Source organism: Roseibium sp. (genome assembly GCF_965229775.1).
Lineage (GTDB): Bacteria > Pseudomonadota > Alphaproteobacteria > Rhizobiales > Stappiaceae > Roseibium.
This window is the reverse complement of sequence record NZ_OZ245929.1, coordinates 5005761-5026557: the sequence shown is the minus strand read 5'-3', so window position 1 is coordinate 5026557 and position 20797 is coordinate 5005761. Positions and strand designations below refer to the sequence as shown.

The window sequence follows — 20797 nt, the reverse complement described above, 5'->3', positions numbered from 1 at the left end:
GGAACGAGAGGTGGACATGGCCGTGGACACGGACGCTGGACCCGGCACTCAGCACGCCGCCGTGGAACTGTCCGGCATCGTCAGAAGCTTCGACGAGGGTGACAGGAAGCTGCATATCCTCAAGGGCGCGGATCTCAGGATAGAGGCCGGTGAAATGGTCGCCCTGGTCGCCCCGTCAGGGACCGGCAAATCCACGTTGCTGCATATCGCCGGATTGCTGGAACGACCCGATGAGGGCGACGTGTTTCTGGGGCCGGTCAACTGCTCGGATCTGTCCGACGACGAAAGGACGGCGATCCGGCGCAACGACATCGGTTTCGTGTACCAGTTCCACCATCTTCTGCCCGAGTTCACGGCGCAGGAAAACGTCATGATGCCGCAAATGATCCGGGGCCTGGCCAGGAATGTTGCGGCGGAGCGTGCCGATGAACTGCTCGCCTACCTGCGGCTTGCCGACAGGGGAAGTCACAGACCCTCGGAGCTTTCCGGCGGTGAACAGCAACGCGTCGCCGTCGCAAGGGCCGTCGCGAATGCGCCCCGCATTCTGTTGCTCGACGAGCCTACGGGCAACCTTGATCCCAACACGGCAAACTACGTGTTCGAAGCGCTTTCGGCACTCGTTCGCGCCTCGGGCGTGGCGACACTCTTTGCAACGCATAACCTGGAACTCGCAGGACGGATGGACCGGGCGATCACGCTGGAAGACGGGCTGGTGAAAGACCTCGAGACGATTGGCTGAGGTTTACGGGCGCGCGGTTCCGCCCTTTTCGTGGCGTTGAGAACAAATCAAATACATGCCGCTTAAAATTGTGGCACACCTGTGGCGAGGGGCGTGAACAAAAAGTGCTTGCAAAAGGAACAAAAATGGAACATTGTGTTGACATTCAAGAGTAAGACGTTGGAGGACGACATGATCCATATCGCTCGTGATTTTGCAGCATTTGCTTCCCTGGTCTGTTTCTGCACTACACTCGCCGTTTGGGGTGATGTTCTTTTCGCGGCTGCTTGATCCGGCTGTCCGACAAGATTGCGCGGCCAGCGCCGGCAGGTGGACCGGTGGATGATCTTTCCAAAATCAATGAACGCGGTGTGCCGGCGAAGAAGAACGGGCACAACTCCGACTGCGTCTCGACAGCAGCACAAAGACGAGATTGACTAGGCTCTGATTCCAGCAGCAGAAAAGAGCCTCGGCATGTCCGTGACATCAGGTGGATCCGTACAGTCTGAAAGCACGCCGGTGGCGGGCGAACCCGGTTCGGGTGGCCCGGATTTCGTGCACTTGAGAGTGCACTCCGCGCTGTCGCTCCTCGAGGGAGCGTTGCCGATCAAGAAACTTCTTGAATTGGCGAAAGACGACGGCCAGCCGGCGCTCGCCGTCGCAGATACCAACAATCTTTTCGGTGCCCAGGAGTTTTCCTCAAAAGCCTGGGGGGCCGGTATTCAGCCGATCACCGCGTGTCAGCTGTCCGTCTTCTTCGATGATGGTCTGGAAAGCGCGCGCCGGGGTGAAATTGCGCTCGCCGACATCGTTCTGATCGCGATGACCGAACACGGTTACGGCAATCTCATGGAATTGACCTCCCGGGCCTTTCTCGATACCGAGACCGGTTTGAAGCCGCATGTCTCGGCCGAGTACCTGTTTTCCAAGTCGGAAGACCTGATCGTTCTGACCGGCGGCCATCTGGGCCCGGTGGGCGCAGCGCTGTTAGCCGGGCAGAAGGCGATCGCCCGGACCCGTCTCCAGAAATTGTCGGCGGCGTTTTCCGGTCGCTGCTACGTCGAGATCCAGCGGCACGGGATGGAAGAGCAGCGCAAGACGGAAGACGCGTTTCTGGAGCTTGCCTACGAACACGGCCTGCCGGTGGCCGCGACCAACGAGCCTTTCTTTGCGAAGCGCGAAGACTATGAGGCGCACGATGCATTGATCTGCATCTCCGAGGGTCGTGTTCTCATCGAAGAGGACCGCAGACGCCTGACGCCGGAACACTATTTCAAGAGCCGCGCTGAAATGTGCGCTCTTTTTTCAGATTTGCCAGAAGCGCTGTCAGCAACGGTCGAGATTGCGCAAAGATGCAGTTTCCGGCCGGAGCGCCGGGCCCCGATCCTTCCGCGTTTCACCGACGCGGATGCGGACCCGGAAGCCGCCGAGCAGGCCGAGGCGGACGAACTCAAGCGCCAGGCCCGCGAAGGGCTGAAAGCGAGGCTCGACGAACACGGTCTGGCTCCGGGACTTGAGGAAAAGGACTATTGGGAGCGGCTCGACTACGAAACCGGCATTATCGAGCGCATGAAGTTTCCGGGATACTTCCTGATCGTTGCCGACTTCATCAAGTGGGCCAAGGCAAAGGATATCCCGGTCGGTCCGGGCCGCGGGTCTGGTGCCGGGTCACTTGTCGCGTGGTCGCTGACGATCACCGATCTTGACCCAATGCGGTTCTCGCTGCTTTTCGAGCGCTTTCTCAATCCCGAGCGTGTCTCGATGCCGGATTTCGACATCGACTTCTGCCAGAGCCGGCGTGAAGAAGTCATCCGTTATGTTCAGGAGAAATACGGCCGCCAGCAGGTCGCGCAGATCATCACATTCGGTTCGCTTCAGGCGCGCGCCGTGCTCCGGGATGTCGGCCGCGTGCTGCAGATGCCCTATGGCCAGGTCGACCGGCTTTGCAAGCTGGTTCCGGCGAACCCGGCCAATCCGGTGACGCTTGCCCAGGCAATTGCGGACGAACCGCGACTGAGCGAGGCGGCGCGGGAAGAGGAGATCGTCGAAAGACTGCTCTCCATGGCCCAGAAGCTGGAAGGCCTCTACAGGCATGCGTCGACGCATGCTGCCGGCGTCGTGATCGGCGATCGCCCTCTGGAACAGCTTGTTCCGCTTTATCGCGACCCGCGTTCGGACATGCCGGTCGCGCAGTTCAACATGAAGATGGTCGAAGATGCGGGTCTGGTGAAATTCGACTTTCTCGGTCTGAAGACACTGACGGTGATCGACACGGCCGTGGCCCTCATCGAGCGGCGGGGTGTCTCGGTGGATGTCGCCGGTCTGCCGATCGACGATACCGGGACCTACGAGTTGCTTGCGCGCGGTGAGACCTTCGGCGTGTTCCAGCTGGAAAGCCAGGGAATGCGCCGGGCGATCGCGGGCATGAAGCCGGACAGGTTCGAGGACATCATCGCGCTCGTGGCGCTGTATCGTCCCGGACCGATGGAGAACATTCCCGTTTACAACGCGGTCAAGCACGGTGAACAGGAGCCTGACTGCCTGCATCCGCTGCTCGAACCGATCCTGATGGAGACGAACGGGATCATCGTCTACCAGGAACAGGTCATGCAGATTGCGCAGGTGCTGTCAGGCTATTCGCTCGGAGAGGCGGACCTGCTGCGCCGCGCGATGGGCAAGAAGATCGCCGCGGAAATGGAAGTCCAGAGAGCGCGTTTCGTCGACGGGGCGGTCGAGCGCGGAATCAACAAGAGCCAGGCCGGAACGATTTTCGATCTCGTCGCGAAATTCGCAAACTACGGCTTCAACAAATCACACGCCGCCGCCTATGCGCTCGTCTCCTATCATACCGCCTGGCTGAAGGCGAACCACCCGGTCGAGTTCATGGCGGCGTCAATGACGCTGGATCTCGGCAACACCGACAAGCTGGGTGACTTCCGCCAGGAGGCCCGGCGTATGAAGATCGAGATCTTGCCGCCGTCGATCAACCGCAGCGGTGTGGTCTTCGATGTTTCGGACGGGAAGATCCTTTATGCGATGGGCGCGATCAAGGGCGTCGGTGAACAGGCGGTCGAACACATCGTCGACATGCGCGGGGATACACCGTTCAAGAGCCTTGGCGACTTTGCACGCCGGATCTCACCGAAGTTCCTCAACAAGCGAACCCTTGAGAACCTTGTCGCCGCCGGTGCGTTTGATGAACTCGAGCCGGACCGGGCCCGCGTGTTCGAGGGGATCGACCGGATCATGGGTTTGGCCCAACGGACCGAGGAGAACAGGACGCTCGGTCAGGACGAACTGTTCGGCGGAAGCGACAGTGAAGAGCCGCTGCAGCTTGACGAGGTGCTCAGCTGGACCAATGACGAAAAACTCCAGCGCGAGCACGCGGCGATCGGCTTCTACCTGTCGGCGCATCCGATCGATGAATATGCGAAGGTGCTGGAAAAGATGCGCGCGCAGCCCTGGACCCAGTTTGCCGAGGCGGTCAAGCAGGGCGCGTCGCATGGAAGGCTCGCGGGAACGGTCATTTCGCTTCAGGAACGCAAGACGCGCACCGGGACAAGGATGGGAATCGCGCGGCTTTCGGATGCAAGCGGTCAATACGAGGCGTTGCTGTTCCGGGAAAAACTTGAGCAGTTCCGGGACGTGCTGCAGCCGGGCCGGTCGGTCGTTGTCCTTGTCGGCGCCGACATGAGAGACGAGGAACCGTCCTTGCGCGTCGAGCAGGTCGACCCGATCGACAAGGTCGCGGCGCGATTGCAAAAAAGCATGCGCGTATTTGTGCGCGACGAACGCCCGATACAGAGCCTTGCACGGCAGCTTACCGTCAGAGGCGAGGGCGATGTCACGGTGATCGTGCTGCTGGAGAACGGTTCGCGAGAGGTTGAAGTGAAATTGCCGGGCCGATTCAGGCTATCTCCGGAAATTGCCGGCGCCCTCAAGGCAGTGCCGGGTGTGACGGATGTGCAAATGGCGTGAACCTGCGTTTCGCCGGCGCTCTCATGTGAGAGCTGAATCGGGCCGGGCGCAGTGTACCCGTCGTCATGCATCCGTTCGCAGGCTCTCGCCTGTCCAATTGAGGAATTAAGAAAACCTGAAATGGAAACAAATCAATTTCATGGAATTTTATCTTGTGAATTCTTAATGCTTTGAACGTGAGAAAGGAAATTGGCATCTTGTTAATAGTACTGCGTGTTTTCCTTCCCGGTTGCTTATGATTTGGGGCTTTTGCATGTATTCTTGGCTCGAAAAATCATGATGTGTGCTGGGAATATGCAAATTGTGGACAAAACTCGCTAGGATATTTGTACTTCTTGTATCCCTTGGCGCAGGTTACCAGGCGTTTCATTTTGTGAGGGATACGGAAGTGGCGGTCGCGGCTCCGCCTCCGCCGCCACCCGTCGAGCACGCCAAGGTTCTTGTTGCGGCGAAGGATATTCCGCAGGGCGGAAAGATCTCGGACCGGGACTTTGCCTGGGTCGAATGGCCGAAGGACGCTGTCCCCCGTGGTGTCATGACCAAGGCAAAGGCAGCGAAAGCGAGCCAGGACGTGATCGGCAGCATCGCCAGAACCGCGATTTTTTCCGGTGAACCGATCCGCGGCGAACGCCTGATCCAGACCGACAAGGGATACATGGCCACCATGCTGCCGAAGGGAAAGCGTGCCATCGCTGTTCTCGTCGGGCAGGAAACCTCCGCGGGCGGATTCATCCTTCCGGGCGACAAGGTCGATCTCATCCTGACGCGTGAGCTGGAAGGTGTCGGGGTCACGAGTGAAACAATCCTGGAAAACATTCGCGTTCTTGCGATCGACAGCACCACGGCCGGAGAGCAGGACGGCAAGAACCTTTCCCCCAAGCGCACGGCCACGCTCGAGCTGACGCTGTTCCAGTCTGAAGTGGTGGTCCAGGCGCAACAAGTGGGATCGCTGGCACTTGCGCTGCGCAGCGTGGAGGATTCGGCGGAAAATGCCGATGTGACAGAACGCCAGCGGGCCCAGATCTTCGTGCGCGTCAACCCGGATCACTGGTCAGTCGGTTCGGCGCAAGGTGGCCGGCTTGATTGACAAGAGCCAGTGCAGCGGACCCTTTTCGTGATCTCCGGATTGTCACATGGGGCCAAACGGTTCGAGCCCTTCTGACGCCAGCCGGCCTGTCATTCCATTTGTATGTGTCCGAATAGCCAGAACCTCCTTGTTTCCGGGGGCACCGGTGATTGCCTGACACTGGAAAGAAAAGCTGGTTTTGGTCTTGAAATAAATTTCGCTGCCAACTATAAGGCGCGCATTCCACACGCAAGGGGCGGAACCTGAGCTTATCGGGGTCCATCCGGTGGCCGATTGGAGAGATCCTCCGGCCCATACTCCTCTTGCGGAGGTTAAACCGGAAAACTCAGGAGATTAAGGGCCATGGCTTTGCCCGATTTCACCATGCGTCAGCTGCTCGAAGCCGGCGTTCACTTTGGTCACCAGAAACACCGTTGGAACCCGCGCATGGGTCAGTACATCTTTGGTGTGCGCAACGATGTTCATATCATGGATCTGTCGCAGACGGTGCCGCTCTTGCACCAGGCGCTGAAGGCTGTTTCCGATACGGTGGCCGGCGGCGGCCGCGTTCTGATCGTCGGCACCAAGCGTCAGGCTCAGGAAGCCGTCGCTTCTTCTGCCCGCAATTCCGCACAGTATTTCGTCAACGCCCGCTGGCTCGGCGGCATGCTGACCAACTGGAAGACCATCTCCCAGTCCATTCAGCGTCTGCGCAAGCTGGAAGAAACGCTGTCTTCGGATGCGGCGAACGCCCTGACGAAGAAAGAGCGCCTGTTCATGGACCGCGAGCGCGAGAAGCTCGAGCGGAACCTGGGCGGTATCAAGGACATGGGCGGTATTCCCGACCTTATCTTCGTGGTCGACACGAACCGCGAGGCGATCGCCATCCAGGAAGCACGCCGTCTCGGCATTCCGGTCGCCGCGATCCTCGATTCCAATTCCAATCCGGATGGCATTACCTATCCGGTGCCGGGCAACGACGATGCCGGCCGCGCCATTTCGCTTTACTGCGATCTCATTGCGCGCGCTGCCATCGACGGTATTTCCCGTGCACAGGGTGCTGCCGGTGTCGACCTTGGCGAGTCGGAAGAAGCGCCTGTTGAAGAGGTTCTGGTCGAGGCAGTGGAAGAAGCTGCACCTGCCGAAGAAGCTGCACCCGCTGAAGAAGCACCGGCTGCAGAAGCAGCTCCGGTCGCTGACGAAGCTCCGGCTGAAGGCGAGACGGCTAAGGCGGAAGCCTGATCCGGCGCTGCCGCGGAATGTCGCGGCAGACTACATGTTGAATTCGCAAGGCGGGCTGCACTTTGTTGCAGTCCCGTCATAAAGATGCGGGCAGCGATCAGCTAAACCGTGTCATATCTGAAACCCCCATCCACGAGGCAATCGATGAGCATTACCGCTGCGATGGTAAAAGAGCTCCGTGAGAAATCCGGCGCTGGCATGATGGACTGCAAGACCGCTTTGAATGAATCTGGCGGTGACATGGAGGCGGCTGTCGACTGGCTGCGCACCAAAGGCCTCGCAAAGGCCGCGAAGAAAGCCGGACGCGTAGCCGCGGAAGGTCTTGTTGGTGTTGCGACCGACGGCACCAAGGCTGCCGTAATCGAGCTGAACTCCGAGACCGACTTTGTTGCGCGCAACGAGGGCTTCCAGGAACTGGTCGCCAAGGTTGCCAAGGTTGCAACATCGACCGATGGTTCGGTGGAAGCACTGGCTGCGGCCGATCTCGACGGCAAATCCGTTGCCGACGCGATCACCGACGCGATCGCGACCATCGGCGAAAACATGACGCTGCGCCGTTCCGCACTGCTTTCGGTCAACGAAGGCGTCGTATCGACCTATGTCCACGGCAAGGTCGCTGAGGGACTTGGCAAGATCGGCGTGCTCGTCGCGCTGGAATCGTCTGCAGACGCTGCGAAGCTCGACGGCCTCGGCCGCCAGATCGCGATGCACGTCGCGGCGACAAGCCCGCTTGCCCTGAACACGGAAGCGCTGGATCCGGCCGTCGTCGAACGCGAAAAGACCGTTTTCTCCGAGCAGGCGCGCGAGTCCGGCAAACCTGACAACATCATCGAAAAGATGGTGGAAGGACGTTTGCGCAAATTCTACGAGGAAGTTACCCTCGTGAAACAGGCCTTTGTCATCAACCCGGACCAGACGGTTGAACAGGCTGTAGAGGCGCTTGCGAAAGAACTCGGGACCGAAGTCAAGCTTACCGGTTTCGTCCGCCTTGCCCTGGGCGAGGGGATCGAGAAGGAAGAGCAGGACTTCGCCGCGGAGGTGGCGGCAGCCACCGGGCAGTAAGCTCACGAAAGCGCCGGCAAGTCCGGCGCTTTTTTTTTAGAAAGACAATTCTAATCCAGGTGAACACATGACGAATTCTTTGCGTTGGAAACGGATCCTTCTGAAACTCTCCGGTGAGGCCCTGATGGGATCGCAGGCTTTTGGAATTGACCCGGCCATTGTGCAAAGGATCGCGAAGGAAATCGCCGATGCCGTGGCGCTCGGAGCCCAGGTCGGTGTTGTCGTCGGTGGCGGTAACATCTTCCGCGGCGTTGCCGTTGCAGCAAAAGGCGGCAACCGGGTCACGGGCGACCACATGGGGATGCTCGCGACCATCATGAACAGCCTGACCCTGGCCGATGCCTTGCGGCGCCTGAAAGTGAATGCCCGCGTCCTGTCGGCCGTCGCGGTGCCGTCGATCTGCGAGACGTTTTCGCAGCGTGTTGCCGACCGCTACATGGAAGACGGCGATGTGATCATCTTCGCCGGCGGAACGGGGAACCCGTTTTTCACCACGGACAGCGGAGCGGCCCTGCGCGCGGCGGAGATGAAGTGCGACGCCTTCCTGAAAGGGACCCAGGTCGACGGGGTCTATTCCGACGACCCCAAGGAAAATCCCGATGCCGAACGGTATGCGACCCTCGGGTATGAAGAAGTCATCACGCGCAATCTGAAGGTCATGGATACGACGGCCATTGCACTGGCGCGCGACAACTCTATCCCTGTCATCGTATTTTCAATCCATACTCCAGGTGCGCTGGTGAGCGTGCTTCAGGAAACAGGCACTTATACAGTCGTGGGCGACTGACACTTTTCAGCCTGATCTTTTCTTCAAGCCCTTGTGTTTCAGCGCGTTTGTGCCATGTTGGCGCGCGCTGAGACTCCATTTAGCCACGCATAAAACAACAGTGAGGACAAAATGTCGGTAGAAGGTGTCGATCTGGACGATTTGAAGCGCCGCATGCAAGGAGCGCTCTCGGTGCTGAAAACCGATTTTGCAGGCCTTCGGACCGGTCGTGCATCCGCGTCCATGCTGGACCCGGTATCCGTCGACGCCTACGGCCAGGCCATGCCGATCAACCAGGTCGCTACCGTGTCCGTTCCGGAACCGCGCATGGTCGCCGTGCAGGTCTGGGACAAGAGCATGGTTGCCGCCGTGGAGAAGGCGATCCGGGAATCAAATCTCGGCCTGAACCCGGTGGTTGACGGGCAATTGCTGCGCCTGCCGATTCCCGAACTCAACCAGGAGCGGCGCCAGGAACTCATCAAGGTTGCGCACAAGTATGCCGAACAGGCGAAGGTCGCCATCAGACATGTGCGCCGCGACGGCATGGATGACGCCAAGAAAGCGGAGAAAGACGGTGAAATCTCCCAGGATGACAGCAGGGCCGCGTCCGACGAAGTGCAGAAGCTGACCGATCAGATGATTGGCGAAGTCGACAGCATGCTGGAGCGAAAAGAACAGGAAATTTCGCAGGTCTAGGCTGTGACCGGACCTGTGATCAGGGGGAGCCTATGAGCGTCAGCCCGAACCCGCAAGCACCGGCGGAAAGCGGATCGATCGGCAATCTGCCCAAACATGTTGCCTTCATCATGGATGGCAACGGACGTTGGGCGACGGCACGTGGCCTGCCGCGGACCGAGGGGCATCGCCAGGGCCTGGAAGCGCTCAGAAAGACAATCCGGCACGCCGGAAAAGTCGGTATCAGGATCGTGACGATCTACAGTTTCTCCTCCGAGAACTGGAACCGGCCGGCAACGGAGGTTTCGTTCCTGATGGGATTGCTGAAGCGTTTCGTTCAGCGCGACCTCAGTGAATTGCACGAGGCGAATGTCCGTATTCGCGTGATCGGCGGGCGCAGTGATCTGGAACCGGGCATTCTGGCCTTGCTGGAAGAGGCCGAGGACCTGACGCGAAAGAACACCGGACTGGATCTGGTGGTCGCTTTCAACTACGGCGCGCGCGATGAGATCGTCAGAGCCACGCAACATCTTGCACAGCGCGTCAAGGACGGCGACTTGCGGGTCGAAGACATTTCAGAGGATATGGTGTCACACGCACTGGATACCGGCGGCTTGCCGGATCCGGATCTTATCATCCGGACCAGCGGTGAAATCCGTCTTTCCAATTTTCTTCTCTGGCAGGCCGCCTATTCAGAATTCTACTTCTGTGACCTGAACTGGCCGGATTTTGACGAAGCCGCGCTCGACGAGGCCCTCAGCTGTTTCTGCAATCGCGAGAGACGCTATGGCGGGGTCGATGCCAAAGCGCTCTGACATGCGGCGTCCATAATGGAAGAGCCCGGACCGAAACAAACCAAAATGTCCGACTTGCGGTTGCGGCTTGTTTCTGCAGTGATCCTGGGACCGCTCGTGCTGTTGATCACCTTCTGGGGCGGGCTGGCTTTTGCGATCCTCGTTCTGGTCGCCGCTTTGCTTTTCCTGTGGGAATGGATGTCGATCACCGGAACTCGGGATGCCTTGCTTCCGGCCGCATTGAGTCTTCTGACGCTCCCCGCACTGGCCGTTCTGCAGGTCATCGGCCTGCCGGAAATTGCGCTCATCGTCCTGGTCGCGGGATCCGTCTCCGTGTTTCTTTGTGCCGGCGGCGGCCAGACCGGCCGCTGGGGGGCGGAGGGTGTGCTGTTCAGCGGTCTCGCCCTGTTTTCGCTTCTCGCAATTCGAGCGGGGAGTGACGGACTGCTGTTCGCATTTTTCCTCATGTCCGTCGTCTGGGCGACCGACATCTTCGCCTATTTCACCGGACGGGCGCTGGGGGGACCGAAACTCTGGGAGCGTATCTCTCCGAAAAAGACGTGGTCGGGTGCGCTTGGCGGATTGTTCTTTGCGACCGTTTTCGGTACCGCGGTGGCTGCGCTTGCAAACGCGCAAGGGTTGCTAGGCTGGGCCGGTGTCGCGATGGTTCTGTCCGTGATCTCGCAGGCGGGAGATCTGCTCGAGTCGGCAATCAAGCGCCGGTTCGACGTGAAGGATTCCGGTCAGTTGATCCCCGGTCACGGCGGTATCATGGACCGGATCGACGGCCTCGTTGCCGCCGCGATCTTTGCCGTTCTCATCGGAGTTCTGCTCGGTGGCCCGCTTTCAGATCCTGTCGCGGGCCTTGGACTTGGATAAGCTTGGGGGAAGTTCGATGCCGGCTGACGCCGCAACCGATATCGGGCAGGGCCCGGTCAGGGTCACCGTTCTGGGGGCAACGGGCTCGATCGGCCAAAGTCTCGCCGATCTTCTTGAAAGAAATCCCGATCGGTTTGACGTCGTCGCGCTTGTGGCCAATCGGAATGCGGATGGGCTCGCCGAGATGGCCATCAAGCTCAAGGCGTCGATTGCAGTCCTGGCGGAAACCGAAAACTACCAACTGCTTGCTGATCGACTGAGCGGAACCGGCATCCGGGCTGCGAGCGGGCAGGCCGCGATTGCGGAAGCCGTGGACCTGGAGGCGGATCTGGTTGTCGGCGCAATCGTGGGTGCCGCGGGGCTGGCACCGACATTCAGGGCCATCAAGCCGGGGCGCCGCATCGCGCTCGCCAACAAGGAATGCCTTGTGTGTGCCGGCGATCTGTTCGTGGATCGGGTTCGTGAAGCCGAAGCGGAACTGCTGCCGGTCGACAGTGAGCACAATGCGATTTTTCAGGTTTTCGAGAAAGACCAGGCTGATCAGATCGAAAAGGTCATCCTCACGGCGTCAGGCGGTCCGTTCAGAACATGGCCGATCGAGAAGATGCAATCCGTTACCCCGGCACAGGCGCTCAGGCATCCCAACTGGGATATGGGTTCCCGGATTACGATCGACAGCGCAACCATGATGAACAAAGGGTTCGAAGTTATTGAGGCTTCGCATCTTTTCCCCGTTGAAAATGACCAGCTCGATGTTCTTGTTCACCCGCAGTCGACGGTTCACGGACTTGTGCAGTACAAAGACGGCTCGCTGCTTGCGCAACTGGGAAGCCCGGACATGCGGACACCGATCGCACACTGCCTGTCCTTCCCGAAGCGCATGCCCGTTCCGGTCAAGCGATTGAACCTAGCGGAACTTGGAACGCTGACCTTCGAAGCTCCTGACCACGTCCGATTTCCGTGCCTCGGTCTTGCTCTTCAGGCCCTGGATGCGGGCGGCGGTGCGCCGGCGGCGCTCAATGCGGCGGACGAGGTCGCGGTTCAGGCCTTTCTGAACGGCCGTATCGGGTTCCTGGATATTCCGGCGGCAATCGAGGCCGTTCTCGACCGTTTGTCCGCTTCCGACCTGCTCAAACCTTCAAAATGTGTTGAAGACGTGCTCGACCTGGATTCCGAAGCGCGGCAAAAGACCCTAGAATGGGTCGAGAGCCGGACGTCATGGCATTGATGCTGCAGCAAAAAAGTGTCTTACCATTAACGCGCCGTAATTCTCTTATTAATAATGTGATGCAATAAATGCGTCGTCGCGTTTGGATCGGACCCGTTCATGGATCTCTTAGTATCTGCTTATTCCCTTGTTGTCGGAACGATCATTCCCTTTCTGTTTGTCCTGACAATCGTTGTGTTTTTCCATGAACTTGGACACTTCGCCGTTGCCCGCTGGTGCAACGTGAAGGTGGATGCGTTCGCCGTCGGGTTCGGCCGCGAGATCTTCGGCTGGAACGACCGTAAGGGAACGCGCTGGAAGTTGTGCATGATCCCGCTCGGCGGCTACGTAAAATTCGCCGGTGATGAAAACGCGGCAAGTGTTCCCAGCCGTGAGATCATCGCGAACATGAGCGACGAAGAGCGCAAGACCGCCTTCATCGCCAAGCCCGTCTGGCAGCGCGCGGCGATTGTCGCCGCCGGCCCGCTGGCGAATTTTCTTCTTGCCATCGTGATCTTTGCAGCACTGTTCGTGTCCGCCGGCAAACAGGGCTTGGTCCCGGTCGTGGAAGAGGTCTTTCCCGATGGCGCGGCGGCGCGGGGCGGTATCGTCGCCGGCGACGTCGTGAAGCAGATCGACGGGCGTGACATTCACACTTTCGGCGAGCTTCGTCAGATTGTCCTGATGAATGCCAACAATCCGCTGGTTTTTCAGGTTGAGCGCGGGGGAGATCTAGTCGCCCTGACGGTCACGCCGGATGCCAAGGAAAAGGAAGTGTTCCTCGGCGAACGCCAGATGGCCGGTGACATTGGTCTTCGCGGCAGTGCCGATCCGGAGAATGTCATCCGCATCCAGTACGGCCCGCTCGGAGCCATCGCGGAAGGTGCCCGGGAAACCTACAGGATCATGGACGGCACCGTCAGTTACATCTGGGGCGTGATCACCCAGCGCCAGTCCGCGGACCAGCTCGGCGGCCCGATCCGCGTTGCCGAGATTTCGGGAAAAGTCGCGGAACACGGCCTGATCCCGCTGATTTCGCTCGCCGCCGTTCTGTCGGTGAGCATTGGTCTGATCAATCTTGCACCTGTCCCGATTCTGGATGGAGGCCATCTTGTTTTCTTCGCTGCGGAAGCCTTGCGGGGCAAGCCTTTGAGCGAACGTGTGCAGGATGTCGGTTTCCGCATCGGTTTGGGCTTGGTATTAATGCTAATGGTCTTCGTGACCTGGAGGGATATTTTGCGTCTCGTATCAAACGATTCCTAGCAGCCGTGACATTGACGCAACGTCTTCAGACTAAATCGCTTTCAGCCTCGAAGTGCGGTTGCGTTATCGGTAAAAACCTATACAACGTTCGTCGGTTCCGAGAATCCGCAGGGGTGAGTGCAGGTTCCCGGATGGGGTACTACAAAAAAGGCATAGCGCAATAATGCAGCGATTGCAGAAACTTATACGGGCCGTGTGTTTGGCGGCAGCCGTATTTTCGGTAGGGTCGGTCGTGCCGCAGGTGGCAGGGCCAATTTCCTTCGTTTCGGTTGCCGAGGCAGCCGTGGCCCGAAGCATTCAGGTGCAGGGGAACACCCGCGTCGAGGATGAAACCGTCATAAGCTACATGACGATCGTTCCCGGCCGCTCCTACAGCGCCTTTGATGTGGATGAATCCCTGAAAGCGCTTTATGCGACCGGCCTGTTCGCCACTGTCGACATCACCCCCCGCGGCAGCACGGTCATCGTAACGGTTTCGGAAAACCCGATCATCAATCGCGTTTCTTTCGAAGGCAACCGGAAGATCAAGGACGATGCGCTGGAAACTGCGGTCCGTTCGCAGCCCAGGACAACGCTTTCCCGCGCCCGCGTTCAGGCGGATGTTCAGAACATTCTCGAGTCCTATCGTCGCTCCGGACGCTTTGGTGCGTCCGTCGAGCCGAAGATCATCGACCGGGGGCAAAACCGGGTCGACCTGGTTTTTGAAATCAACGAAGGTGCGAAGACGGGCGTCGAGCGCATCAGTTTCATCGGCAACAAGGCGTTCAGCGACGGCCGTCTGCGCGACGTCATCCGGACGCGCGAAACCGGTCTTCTGAGCTTCCTGCGCAGCACCGACACCTATGATCCCGATCGCCTGGCGGCCGACGAGGAACTGCTTCGCCGGTACTACAATCAGAAGGGCTATGCTGATTTCCGGATTGTTTCGGTAAGCGCAGACCTCGATCGCGAGCAGAACATCTTCTACGTCACCTTCACCGTTGATGAAGGCGAGAGATACAAGATCCGCGATGTCGAACTGGTGTCGACCATCGCCGAAGTCGACCCTGAAGACCTGCGCAAGCTCGTGCGTACGCGCAGCGGCCAGACCTTCAACTCCTTGCGCGTCGAGCAGTCCGTCGAAGAAATCACCCTGCGTGTTTCCGAAGAAGGGTATGCGTTTGCGCGCGTTCGCCCGAGAGGGTCGCGCAACTACGACGACAACACGATTTCGCTGATCTACTACATCGAGGAAGGCCCGCGTGCCTATATCGAGCGGATCAATATCATCGGGAACGACAGGACCCGTGAATACGTCATTCGCCGCGAATTCGATATCGTGGAAGGCGACGCCTTCAACCGGGCGCTCGTGGACAAGGCCGAACGGCGTTTGCGCAACCTTGATTTCTTCGAGAACGTATCGATCACCACGCAGCAGGGCAGTGCCCCGGACCGCGTGGTCGTGAATGTTCGCGTGGAAGAAAAGCCGACGGGCGAAATCTCGTTCGGTGTCGGTTACTCAACCGTGGACGGTATCGTCGGTGATGTGTCGCTCACGGAAAAGAACTTCCTCGGCAGAGGCCAGTTCGTGAAACTCTCGATCGGTGGCGGCACCGATACCCAGTCCTACGAGTTCCGTTTCGTGGAACCGTTCTTCATGGGGCGCCGGGTAGCGTTCGACGTCGATGTCTATCGCAGGGTGGATGATGCCAACGACTACCGTTCGTTCGACCAGGAGAGAACGGGTGGCGGCTTCGGTTTCACGCTGCCGCTGCGCGAAGAAGAACTGACGCTTCGGCTGTTCTACAACATCTTCCAGGAAGACAACTCCGACCCCGACAACGAGTCGACCAACATCAACAATTGTAACACCAACAATCTTTCGCTTGCTGTTTGTGACTCGCTCGGAACCTACCTCACATCGCTGGTCGGTTACGACCTTCGGTACAACACGCTCGACCGGAACCTGGACCCGACGGACGGCATCTATGCCTCTTTCGGTCAGCAATTTGCAGGTCTCGGCGGCGACAGCTTCTACATCAAGACCGAAGCACAGGCCCGCGCCTACAAGGAAATCCTGGCTGACTACGGAGTCGTCGGCAGCCTGCAGTTCCGCGGTGGTAACATCATGGCACTCGGTGACGAGCGCCTGCGCGTGTCCGAACAGTTCATGCTCGGCGGCAACCTCGTGCGCGGCTTCGAAAACCAGGGTATCGGTCCTCGCGATGCAACGACGGATGATGCTATCGGCGGCCGGTTCTTCTTCGCGGCGACTGCTGAAGGCACATTCCCGTTCCCGATCATTCCGAAGGAACTTGGCCTGAGCGGTGCGGTTTTCGCCGATGCCGGATCTCTGTGGGATGCGGATAGCGATCTGGTCAATCTGGTTGAGAACAACGGCGGCAGGATCGATTCCAACGATCTGGCGATCCGCGCGTCGGTCGGTGCAGGTGTGCGGTGGAGATCGCCATTCGGCCCGATCCGTGCCGACTTTGCCTATCCGCTCGTAAAGGAAGACTCCGACAAGACCCAGCTGTTCAGACTGAGCGGTGGTACCCGCTTCTAAATGGCGGTCAATCGGGTTAGAAAACGGCCGCCGGTCTTTACGGCGGCCTTTTTTGTTGGCTTGCAACAAGGATGACAATATGTCCGAGCCCAGGTTCTTCGAATTCCCGAATTCCATTGTGCTCAAGATGGTTGCCGAATGGGCAGGGGCGGAAATCTACCGCGGCGACGAAACGCTCGAAATTTCGGATGTCGCGCCGCTGGAAGACGCTGGGTCCGGCGCGCTCGTATTCTTTGACAACACGGCCTACCTGAAGCAGCTGGAAACCACCGGGGCGGCGGCCTGTCTTGTCGGCAAGAAACACAAGGACAAGGTTCCGGAAAACGTGGCGGTACTGGTGTGCGACGATGCCTACCGGTCCTGGGCAAAGGTGTTGGCGAACCTCTTTCCTGACGCCATGTCGCCCACGGAACCGGCCAGTTCAGGCGTGTCGCAAAGGGCGGTTGTCGATCCGACGGCCACGCTTGAGGAAAATGTCACGATCGAGGCGGGAGCGGTTGTCGGGGCGGATGCCGAGATCGGCTCGGGCAGCGTCATTCGCGCGAATGCGGTCATCGGTTTCGGAGTGAAGATCGGCCGCGATTGCGTTGTTGGACCCAATTGCACCGTTCAGCATTCTGTCCTTGGAAACAGGGTCACGTTTCACCCGGGTGTGTGTTGCGGACAGGACGGTTTCGGCTATGCGATGGGGCCACAGGGACATCTCAAGGTTCCGCAAGTAGGCCGCGTCATAATCCAGGACGATGTCGAGATCGGCGCCAATACGACGATTGACCGGGGGGCAAACCGGGACACCATCATCGGAGAAGGCACCAAGATCGACAACCAGGTCCAGATTGGCCACAACGTGGTTGTCGGACGGCATTGTGTTCTGGTGTCGCAGGTCGGCCTGTCCGGCAGTTGTACCCTGGAAGACTTCGTGGCGATAGGCGGCCAGACCGGCGTACGCGGCCACGTGACGATCGGCATGGGCGCACAGATAGCGGCCGTGAGCGTGGTAAGCGAAGACCTGGCTCCCGGCGGACGCTACGGCGGCACGCCCGCGAAGCCTGTGAAACAGTGGTTCAGGGAAGTCGCCGCGGTCAGAAAGCTTGCAGAACGCGGCAACGAGCCGTAAACCGCGTTAAATTGAATGTTTCGGAGTTAATCCGCCGAGGGGCACTCATGGAAGACGAAGAAAAAAAGACACTTGCCAGCGCAGATATCATGAAAATCATGAAACTTCTGCCGCACAGGTATCCTTTCCTGCTTATCGACAAGATCATCGAGATGGATGGCGATAACAGTTGCATCGGAATCAAGAACGTCACGATCAACGAACCCCATTTTACCGGGCACTTTCCCGAGAGACCGGTCTTTCCTGGTGTTCTTCTCATCGAAGCCATGGCGCAAACGGCCGGTGCTTTGTGTGTGCATGCACGCGGCGATGACGCGCCGCCGCAACTGGTCTATTTCATGACGATCGACAAGGCGAAGTTCCGCAAGCCGGTCGAGCCCGGAGATCAGGTGTATTTTCACGTCAAGAAGATCAAGCAACGCGCCAATATCTGGAAGTTCGACGCAGTCGCCCAGGTTGACGGCAAGAAGGTAGCGGAAGCGGAAGTCAGCGCCATGCTGATAGATGCGTGAGGAAAAATGACAGATATTCATCCTACGGCCATCGTTGAAGACGGGGCCGTGATCGGCGAGGGAACTCGTATCGGTCCATATTCGATCGTCGGGCCGAACGTTGAACTTGCCGACGGTGTGATACTCGAGGCGCATGCCGTCGTCGCAGGCCACACCAGCGTCGGGTCCGGCACGCACATTTTTCCTTTTGCCAGCATTGGTCACAAACCTCAGGATCTGAAGTTTGCCGGTGAGGTAACGCGGCTCGAAATCGGGTCGAACAACCAGATCCGCGAACACGTGACCATGAGCCCCGGGACCGAGGGCGGCGGTGGCGTGACGAGGGTCGGCAACAACGGCCTATACATGATGGGCTCCCATGTCGGGCATGATTGCGTGGTCGGAAACAACGTCATACTTGCCAACAACGCAACACTGGCAGGTCATGTCGAACTCGCAGATTTCGTTATTCTGGGCGGCCTGAGTGCGATCCGGCAATGGTCGCGTATCGGGACCGGCGCAATTGTCGGCGGCATGACCGGTGTCGAATTCGACGTCATTCCGTATGGATCCGTGATCGGTGACCGGGCCCGTCTTGCCGGCCTCAATCTCATCGGCCTGAAACGTAAAGGTCTGCCGCGCGAGCAGATCCACGCACTCCGGGCGGCATACCGTGCCCTGTTCGAGAGTGAAGAAGGAACCTTGCGCAGCCGGGCCGAAGCGCTCGCCGCCGAGGCGCAGGATCAACCGCTGGTGAAAACGGTCACCGACTTCATTCTCGAGAAAGAAGACCGGCGGTTCTGTACGCCGCGCAACGAAGACTGACGAGATGCCGCAACTGGCGGATGCGGGCTCTGCACGCCTGGCTCTGATTGCAGGAAACGGAATGATCCCCCGGCAGATCGCCGGTGTCCTCGAGGCATCCGGACGCGACTTTCAGATCGTTGCGATCAAGGGCGAGGCCGACGAGGAAACCAGGCGGAAGGCGCATGCCGAACTCGGTTGGAGTGAGATAGGCCGCCTTCACGCCTTTCTCAAGCGAACGCAATGCAAGGAAGTTCTCTTCATTGGCGGCGTGACGAAGAGACCGGATCTCTTGCCATTCCTGACCGATTTCAGCACGTTGAAGCGACTGCCCGCGATTATCCGTGCACTGTCGTCCGGTGGCGATGACAGCCTGCTGACCAAGGTAATCCGGCTTTTTGAAAACGAAGGGTTTCGCGTTGTGGGGATAAAAGATGTGGCACCTCAGCTTCTGGCGTCGAGTGGCGTTCTGGGGCGTGCGAAGCCCTCCAAGGCAGACTGGAATGACCTGGAGCTTGCCCTGCGTGCTACCGAGAAGCTTGGCGAACTTGACATCGGACAGGCGGCAGTTGCCGTCGGTGGGCGCGTGATCGCGCTGGAAGGGGCGGAAGGTACTGATGCCATGCTGCAGCGCTGCGCCGAGCTCAAGTCCAGCGGGCGTGTCAGTGCCCGCGGACGGAAGGGTGTTCTGGTGAAAACGGCCAAGCCGAACCAGGACCTGCGCGTTGATCTTCCGACTGTCGGTCCGAAAACGATCGAACTTGCCCTGGCCGCAGGCTTGTCCGGCATAGCCGTGGAAGCCGAGGGCGCCTTGATTGCGGACAAGACCGGTACGCTGCAAAAAGCCGATTCAGCCGGTCTTTTCGTTGTCGGGGTCGACCGCGCACGCATGTCTGACGGGCCAGCGGATGAGTGAGGCCGGGCCGACGATTTGTCTCGTTGCCGGCGAGGAGTCAGGCGACCAGCTGGGCTCTGAACTGATGAAAGCGCTGAACGGACGGCTTGGTTCGAACCTGCGCTATTGCGGCGTCGGTGGCGAACGGATGACGGCGCTCGGTCTGACAAGCTTTTTTGACATGACCGACGTGTCCGTTATGGGCCTGAGCGCCGTCCTGGCGCGCTTGCCGTTGATCGTCCGGCGCGTCTACCAGACGGTTGACGCCGTGGTTGCGCAGGATCCTTCTGTGCTCGTCATCATTGACAGTCCGGACTTCACGCACAGTGTCGCCAGGCGGGTGCGGAAGCGGGCACCTCACATCCCTATCGTGGGATATGTGTCGCCCTCCGTCTGGGCCTGGCGTCCGGGGCGCGCCAAAAGGATGAGCGCCCATGTGGACGAACTGCTGGCCCTTCTGCCGTTCGAGCCGGCGGTGCACAAGCGTCTTGGCGGGCCGCGCACCCACTATGTTGGCCACCCCTTGAGCGAAAATCTTGAACGGCTTCGCCCGTCGCCCGGTGAAAGAAGCACTGTCGGTGCGGACAACAGGGTGCTGCTGGTGCTGCCCGGCAGCCGCGGCAGCGAAATCAAGCGCCTCCTGTCCGATTTCGGCGACACGGTCGGTCTCGTGAAGGACAAGATGCCGGATGTCCAGGTGCTGTTGCCCGCGGTGCCGCATCTGGAGGACAGGATCCGCGAAGGTGTCTCCGGCTGGCGTTACCAGCCTGAAATCGTGACCGGGCTTCAGGCCAAAAACGCCGCGTTCCGCCGGGCCCATGCTGCATTGGCGGCGTCCGGAACCGTTTCGCTGGAGCTTGCGCTTTCCGGCGTGCCGATGGTGGTTGCTTACCGGGTGGACTGGTTCTTCCGGCGGCTGAAGGAGCTGAACCGTGTTCTCAAACTGGCGAACATCGAGACCTTTGTCCTTCCCAACATCATCCTGGGAAAGAAAGCGATTCCTGAGTTTCTGGACGAGGAAGTCAAGGCGAGGGTGCTCGCAGATCAGCTTTTGCCGCTCCTTGAAGACAGCCCCGAGCGGAATGCACAATTGTCGGAATTGGAGCGTCTTGACGATCTGATGCGATTGCCGGACGGTCACAGTCAGAGAGACGCCGCCGCCGATGTCGTCATAGAGGCGATGCGAAAATAGCGATCCGCAAACGCGTTACGCGTTTCCAAAGGAGTGAATCCGCGCAGAGTTCTGACACGGACCGATCCTGCGCGCCGGTCTTGTCCATTCAAACGGAAATACC

General features: G+C 59.3%; 17 protein-coding genes. All 17 read left to right on the top strand.

What is annotated here, in order from left to right; all coding sequences use genetic code 11:
* Window positions 1-16 precede the first annotated feature (16 nt).
* Window positions 17-739: an ABC transporter ATP-binding protein gene (locus tag ACO07N_RS22645; protein WP_421984479.1), complete on the top strand. Its 723-nt coding sequence runs from the start codon at window positions 17-19 to the stop codon at window positions 737-739.
* Window positions 740-1192: 453 nt separating this feature from the next.
* Window positions 1193-4696 (top strand): DNA polymerase III subunit alpha, encoded by a 3504-nt coding sequence (gene dnaE, locus ACO07N_RS22640; RefSeq protein WP_421983192.1) that lies wholly within the window; start codon window positions 1193-1195, stop codon window positions 4694-4696.
* 283 nt (window positions 4697-4979) lie between these two features.
* Window positions 4980-5783, top strand: coding sequence for a Flp pilus assembly protein CpaB (cpaB, locus tag ACO07N_RS22635; RefSeq protein WP_421983191.1), 804 nt, complete (start codon window positions 4980-4982; stop codon window positions 5781-5783).
* 342 nt (window positions 5784-6125) lie between these two features.
* Window positions 6126-7004: a 30S ribosomal protein S2 gene (gene rpsB / locus ACO07N_RS22630; protein WP_421983190.1), complete on the top strand. Its 879-nt coding sequence runs from the start codon at window positions 6126-6128 to the stop codon at window positions 7002-7004.
* A 144-nt stretch (window positions 7005-7148) separates the two neighbouring features.
* Window positions 7149-8066 carry a translation elongation factor Ts gene (gene tsf / locus ACO07N_RS22625; protein WP_421983189.1) on the top strand — a complete coding sequence of 306 codons (918 nt, stop codon included), beginning with the start codon at window positions 7149-7151 and terminating at the stop codon, window positions 8064-8066.
* A gap of 67 nt (window positions 8067-8133) precedes the next feature.
* Window positions 8134-8853, top strand: a complete 720-nt coding sequence (gene pyrH / locus ACO07N_RS22620; RefSeq protein ID WP_319382312.1) for a UMP kinase — start codon at window positions 8134-8136, stop codon at window positions 8851-8853.
* Window positions 8854-8964: 111 nt separating this feature from the next.
* On the top strand, window positions 8965-9528 hold the full coding sequence (gene frr, locus ACO07N_RS22615; protein ID WP_421983188.1) for a ribosome recycling factor: 564 nt from the start codon (window positions 8965-8967) through the stop codon (window positions 9526-9528).
* A 32-nt stretch (window positions 9529-9560) separates the two neighbouring features.
* Window positions 9561-10322, top strand: a complete 762-nt coding sequence (locus ACO07N_RS22610) for an isoprenyl transferase (RefSeq protein WP_421983187.1) — start codon at window positions 9561-9563, stop codon at window positions 10320-10322.
* A 45-nt stretch (window positions 10323-10367) separates the two neighbouring features.
* Complete coding sequence (locus ACO07N_RS22605; protein WP_421983186.1) at window positions 10368-11180, top strand: phosphatidate cytidylyltransferase; 813 nt, start codon at window positions 10368-10370, stop codon at window positions 11178-11180.
* A gap of 16 nt (window positions 11181-11196) precedes the next feature.
* A complete protein-coding gene (locus tag ACO07N_RS22600; RefSeq protein ID WP_421983185.1) occupies window positions 11197-12408 on the top strand; it encodes a 1-deoxy-D-xylulose-5-phosphate reductoisomerase in 1212 nt (403 codons plus the stop codon).
* 99 nt (window positions 12409-12507) lie between these two features.
* Window positions 12508-13650 carry an RIP metalloprotease RseP gene (gene rseP, locus ACO07N_RS22595; RefSeq protein ID WP_421983184.1) on the top strand — a complete coding sequence of 381 codons (1143 nt, stop codon included), beginning with the start codon at window positions 12508-12510 and terminating at the stop codon, window positions 13648-13650.
* Window positions 13651-13933: 283 nt separating this feature from the next.
* On the top strand, window positions 13934-16195 hold the full coding sequence (gene bamA, locus ACO07N_RS22590; protein ID WP_421983183.1) for an outer membrane protein assembly factor BamA: 2262 nt from the start codon (window positions 13934-13936) through the stop codon (window positions 16193-16195).
* A gap of 79 nt (window positions 16196-16274) precedes the next feature.
* A complete protein-coding gene (gene lpxD, locus ACO07N_RS22585) occupies window positions 16275-17312 on the top strand; it encodes a UDP-3-O-(3-hydroxymyristoyl)glucosamine N-acyltransferase (RefSeq protein WP_421983182.1) in 1038 nt (345 codons plus the stop codon).
* A 47-nt stretch (window positions 17313-17359) separates the two neighbouring features.
* Window positions 17360-17824: a 3-hydroxyacyl-ACP dehydratase FabZ gene (gene fabZ / locus ACO07N_RS22580; RefSeq protein WP_421983181.1), complete on the top strand. Its 465-nt coding sequence runs from the start codon at window positions 17360-17362 to the stop codon at window positions 17822-17824.
* A 6-nt stretch (window positions 17825-17830) separates the two neighbouring features.
* On the top strand, window positions 17831-18628 hold the full coding sequence (gene lpxA, locus ACO07N_RS22575; protein ID WP_421983180.1) for an acyl-ACP--UDP-N-acetylglucosamine O-acyltransferase: 798 nt from the start codon (window positions 17831-17833) through the stop codon (window positions 18626-18628).
* A 4-nt stretch (window positions 18629-18632) separates the two neighbouring features.
* On the top strand, window positions 18633-19523 hold the full coding sequence (locus ACO07N_RS22570) for an LpxI family protein (RefSeq protein ID WP_421983179.1): 891 nt from the start codon (window positions 18633-18635) through the stop codon (window positions 19521-19523).
* Complete coding sequence (gene lpxB / locus ACO07N_RS22565) at window positions 19516-20694, top strand: lipid-A-disaccharide synthase (protein ID WP_421983178.1); 1179 nt, start codon at window positions 19516-19518, stop codon at window positions 20692-20694. Before ACO07N_RS22570 ends, lpxB begins: the two co-directional genes overlap by 8 nt.
* Window positions 20695-20797: the final 103 nt, after the last annotated feature.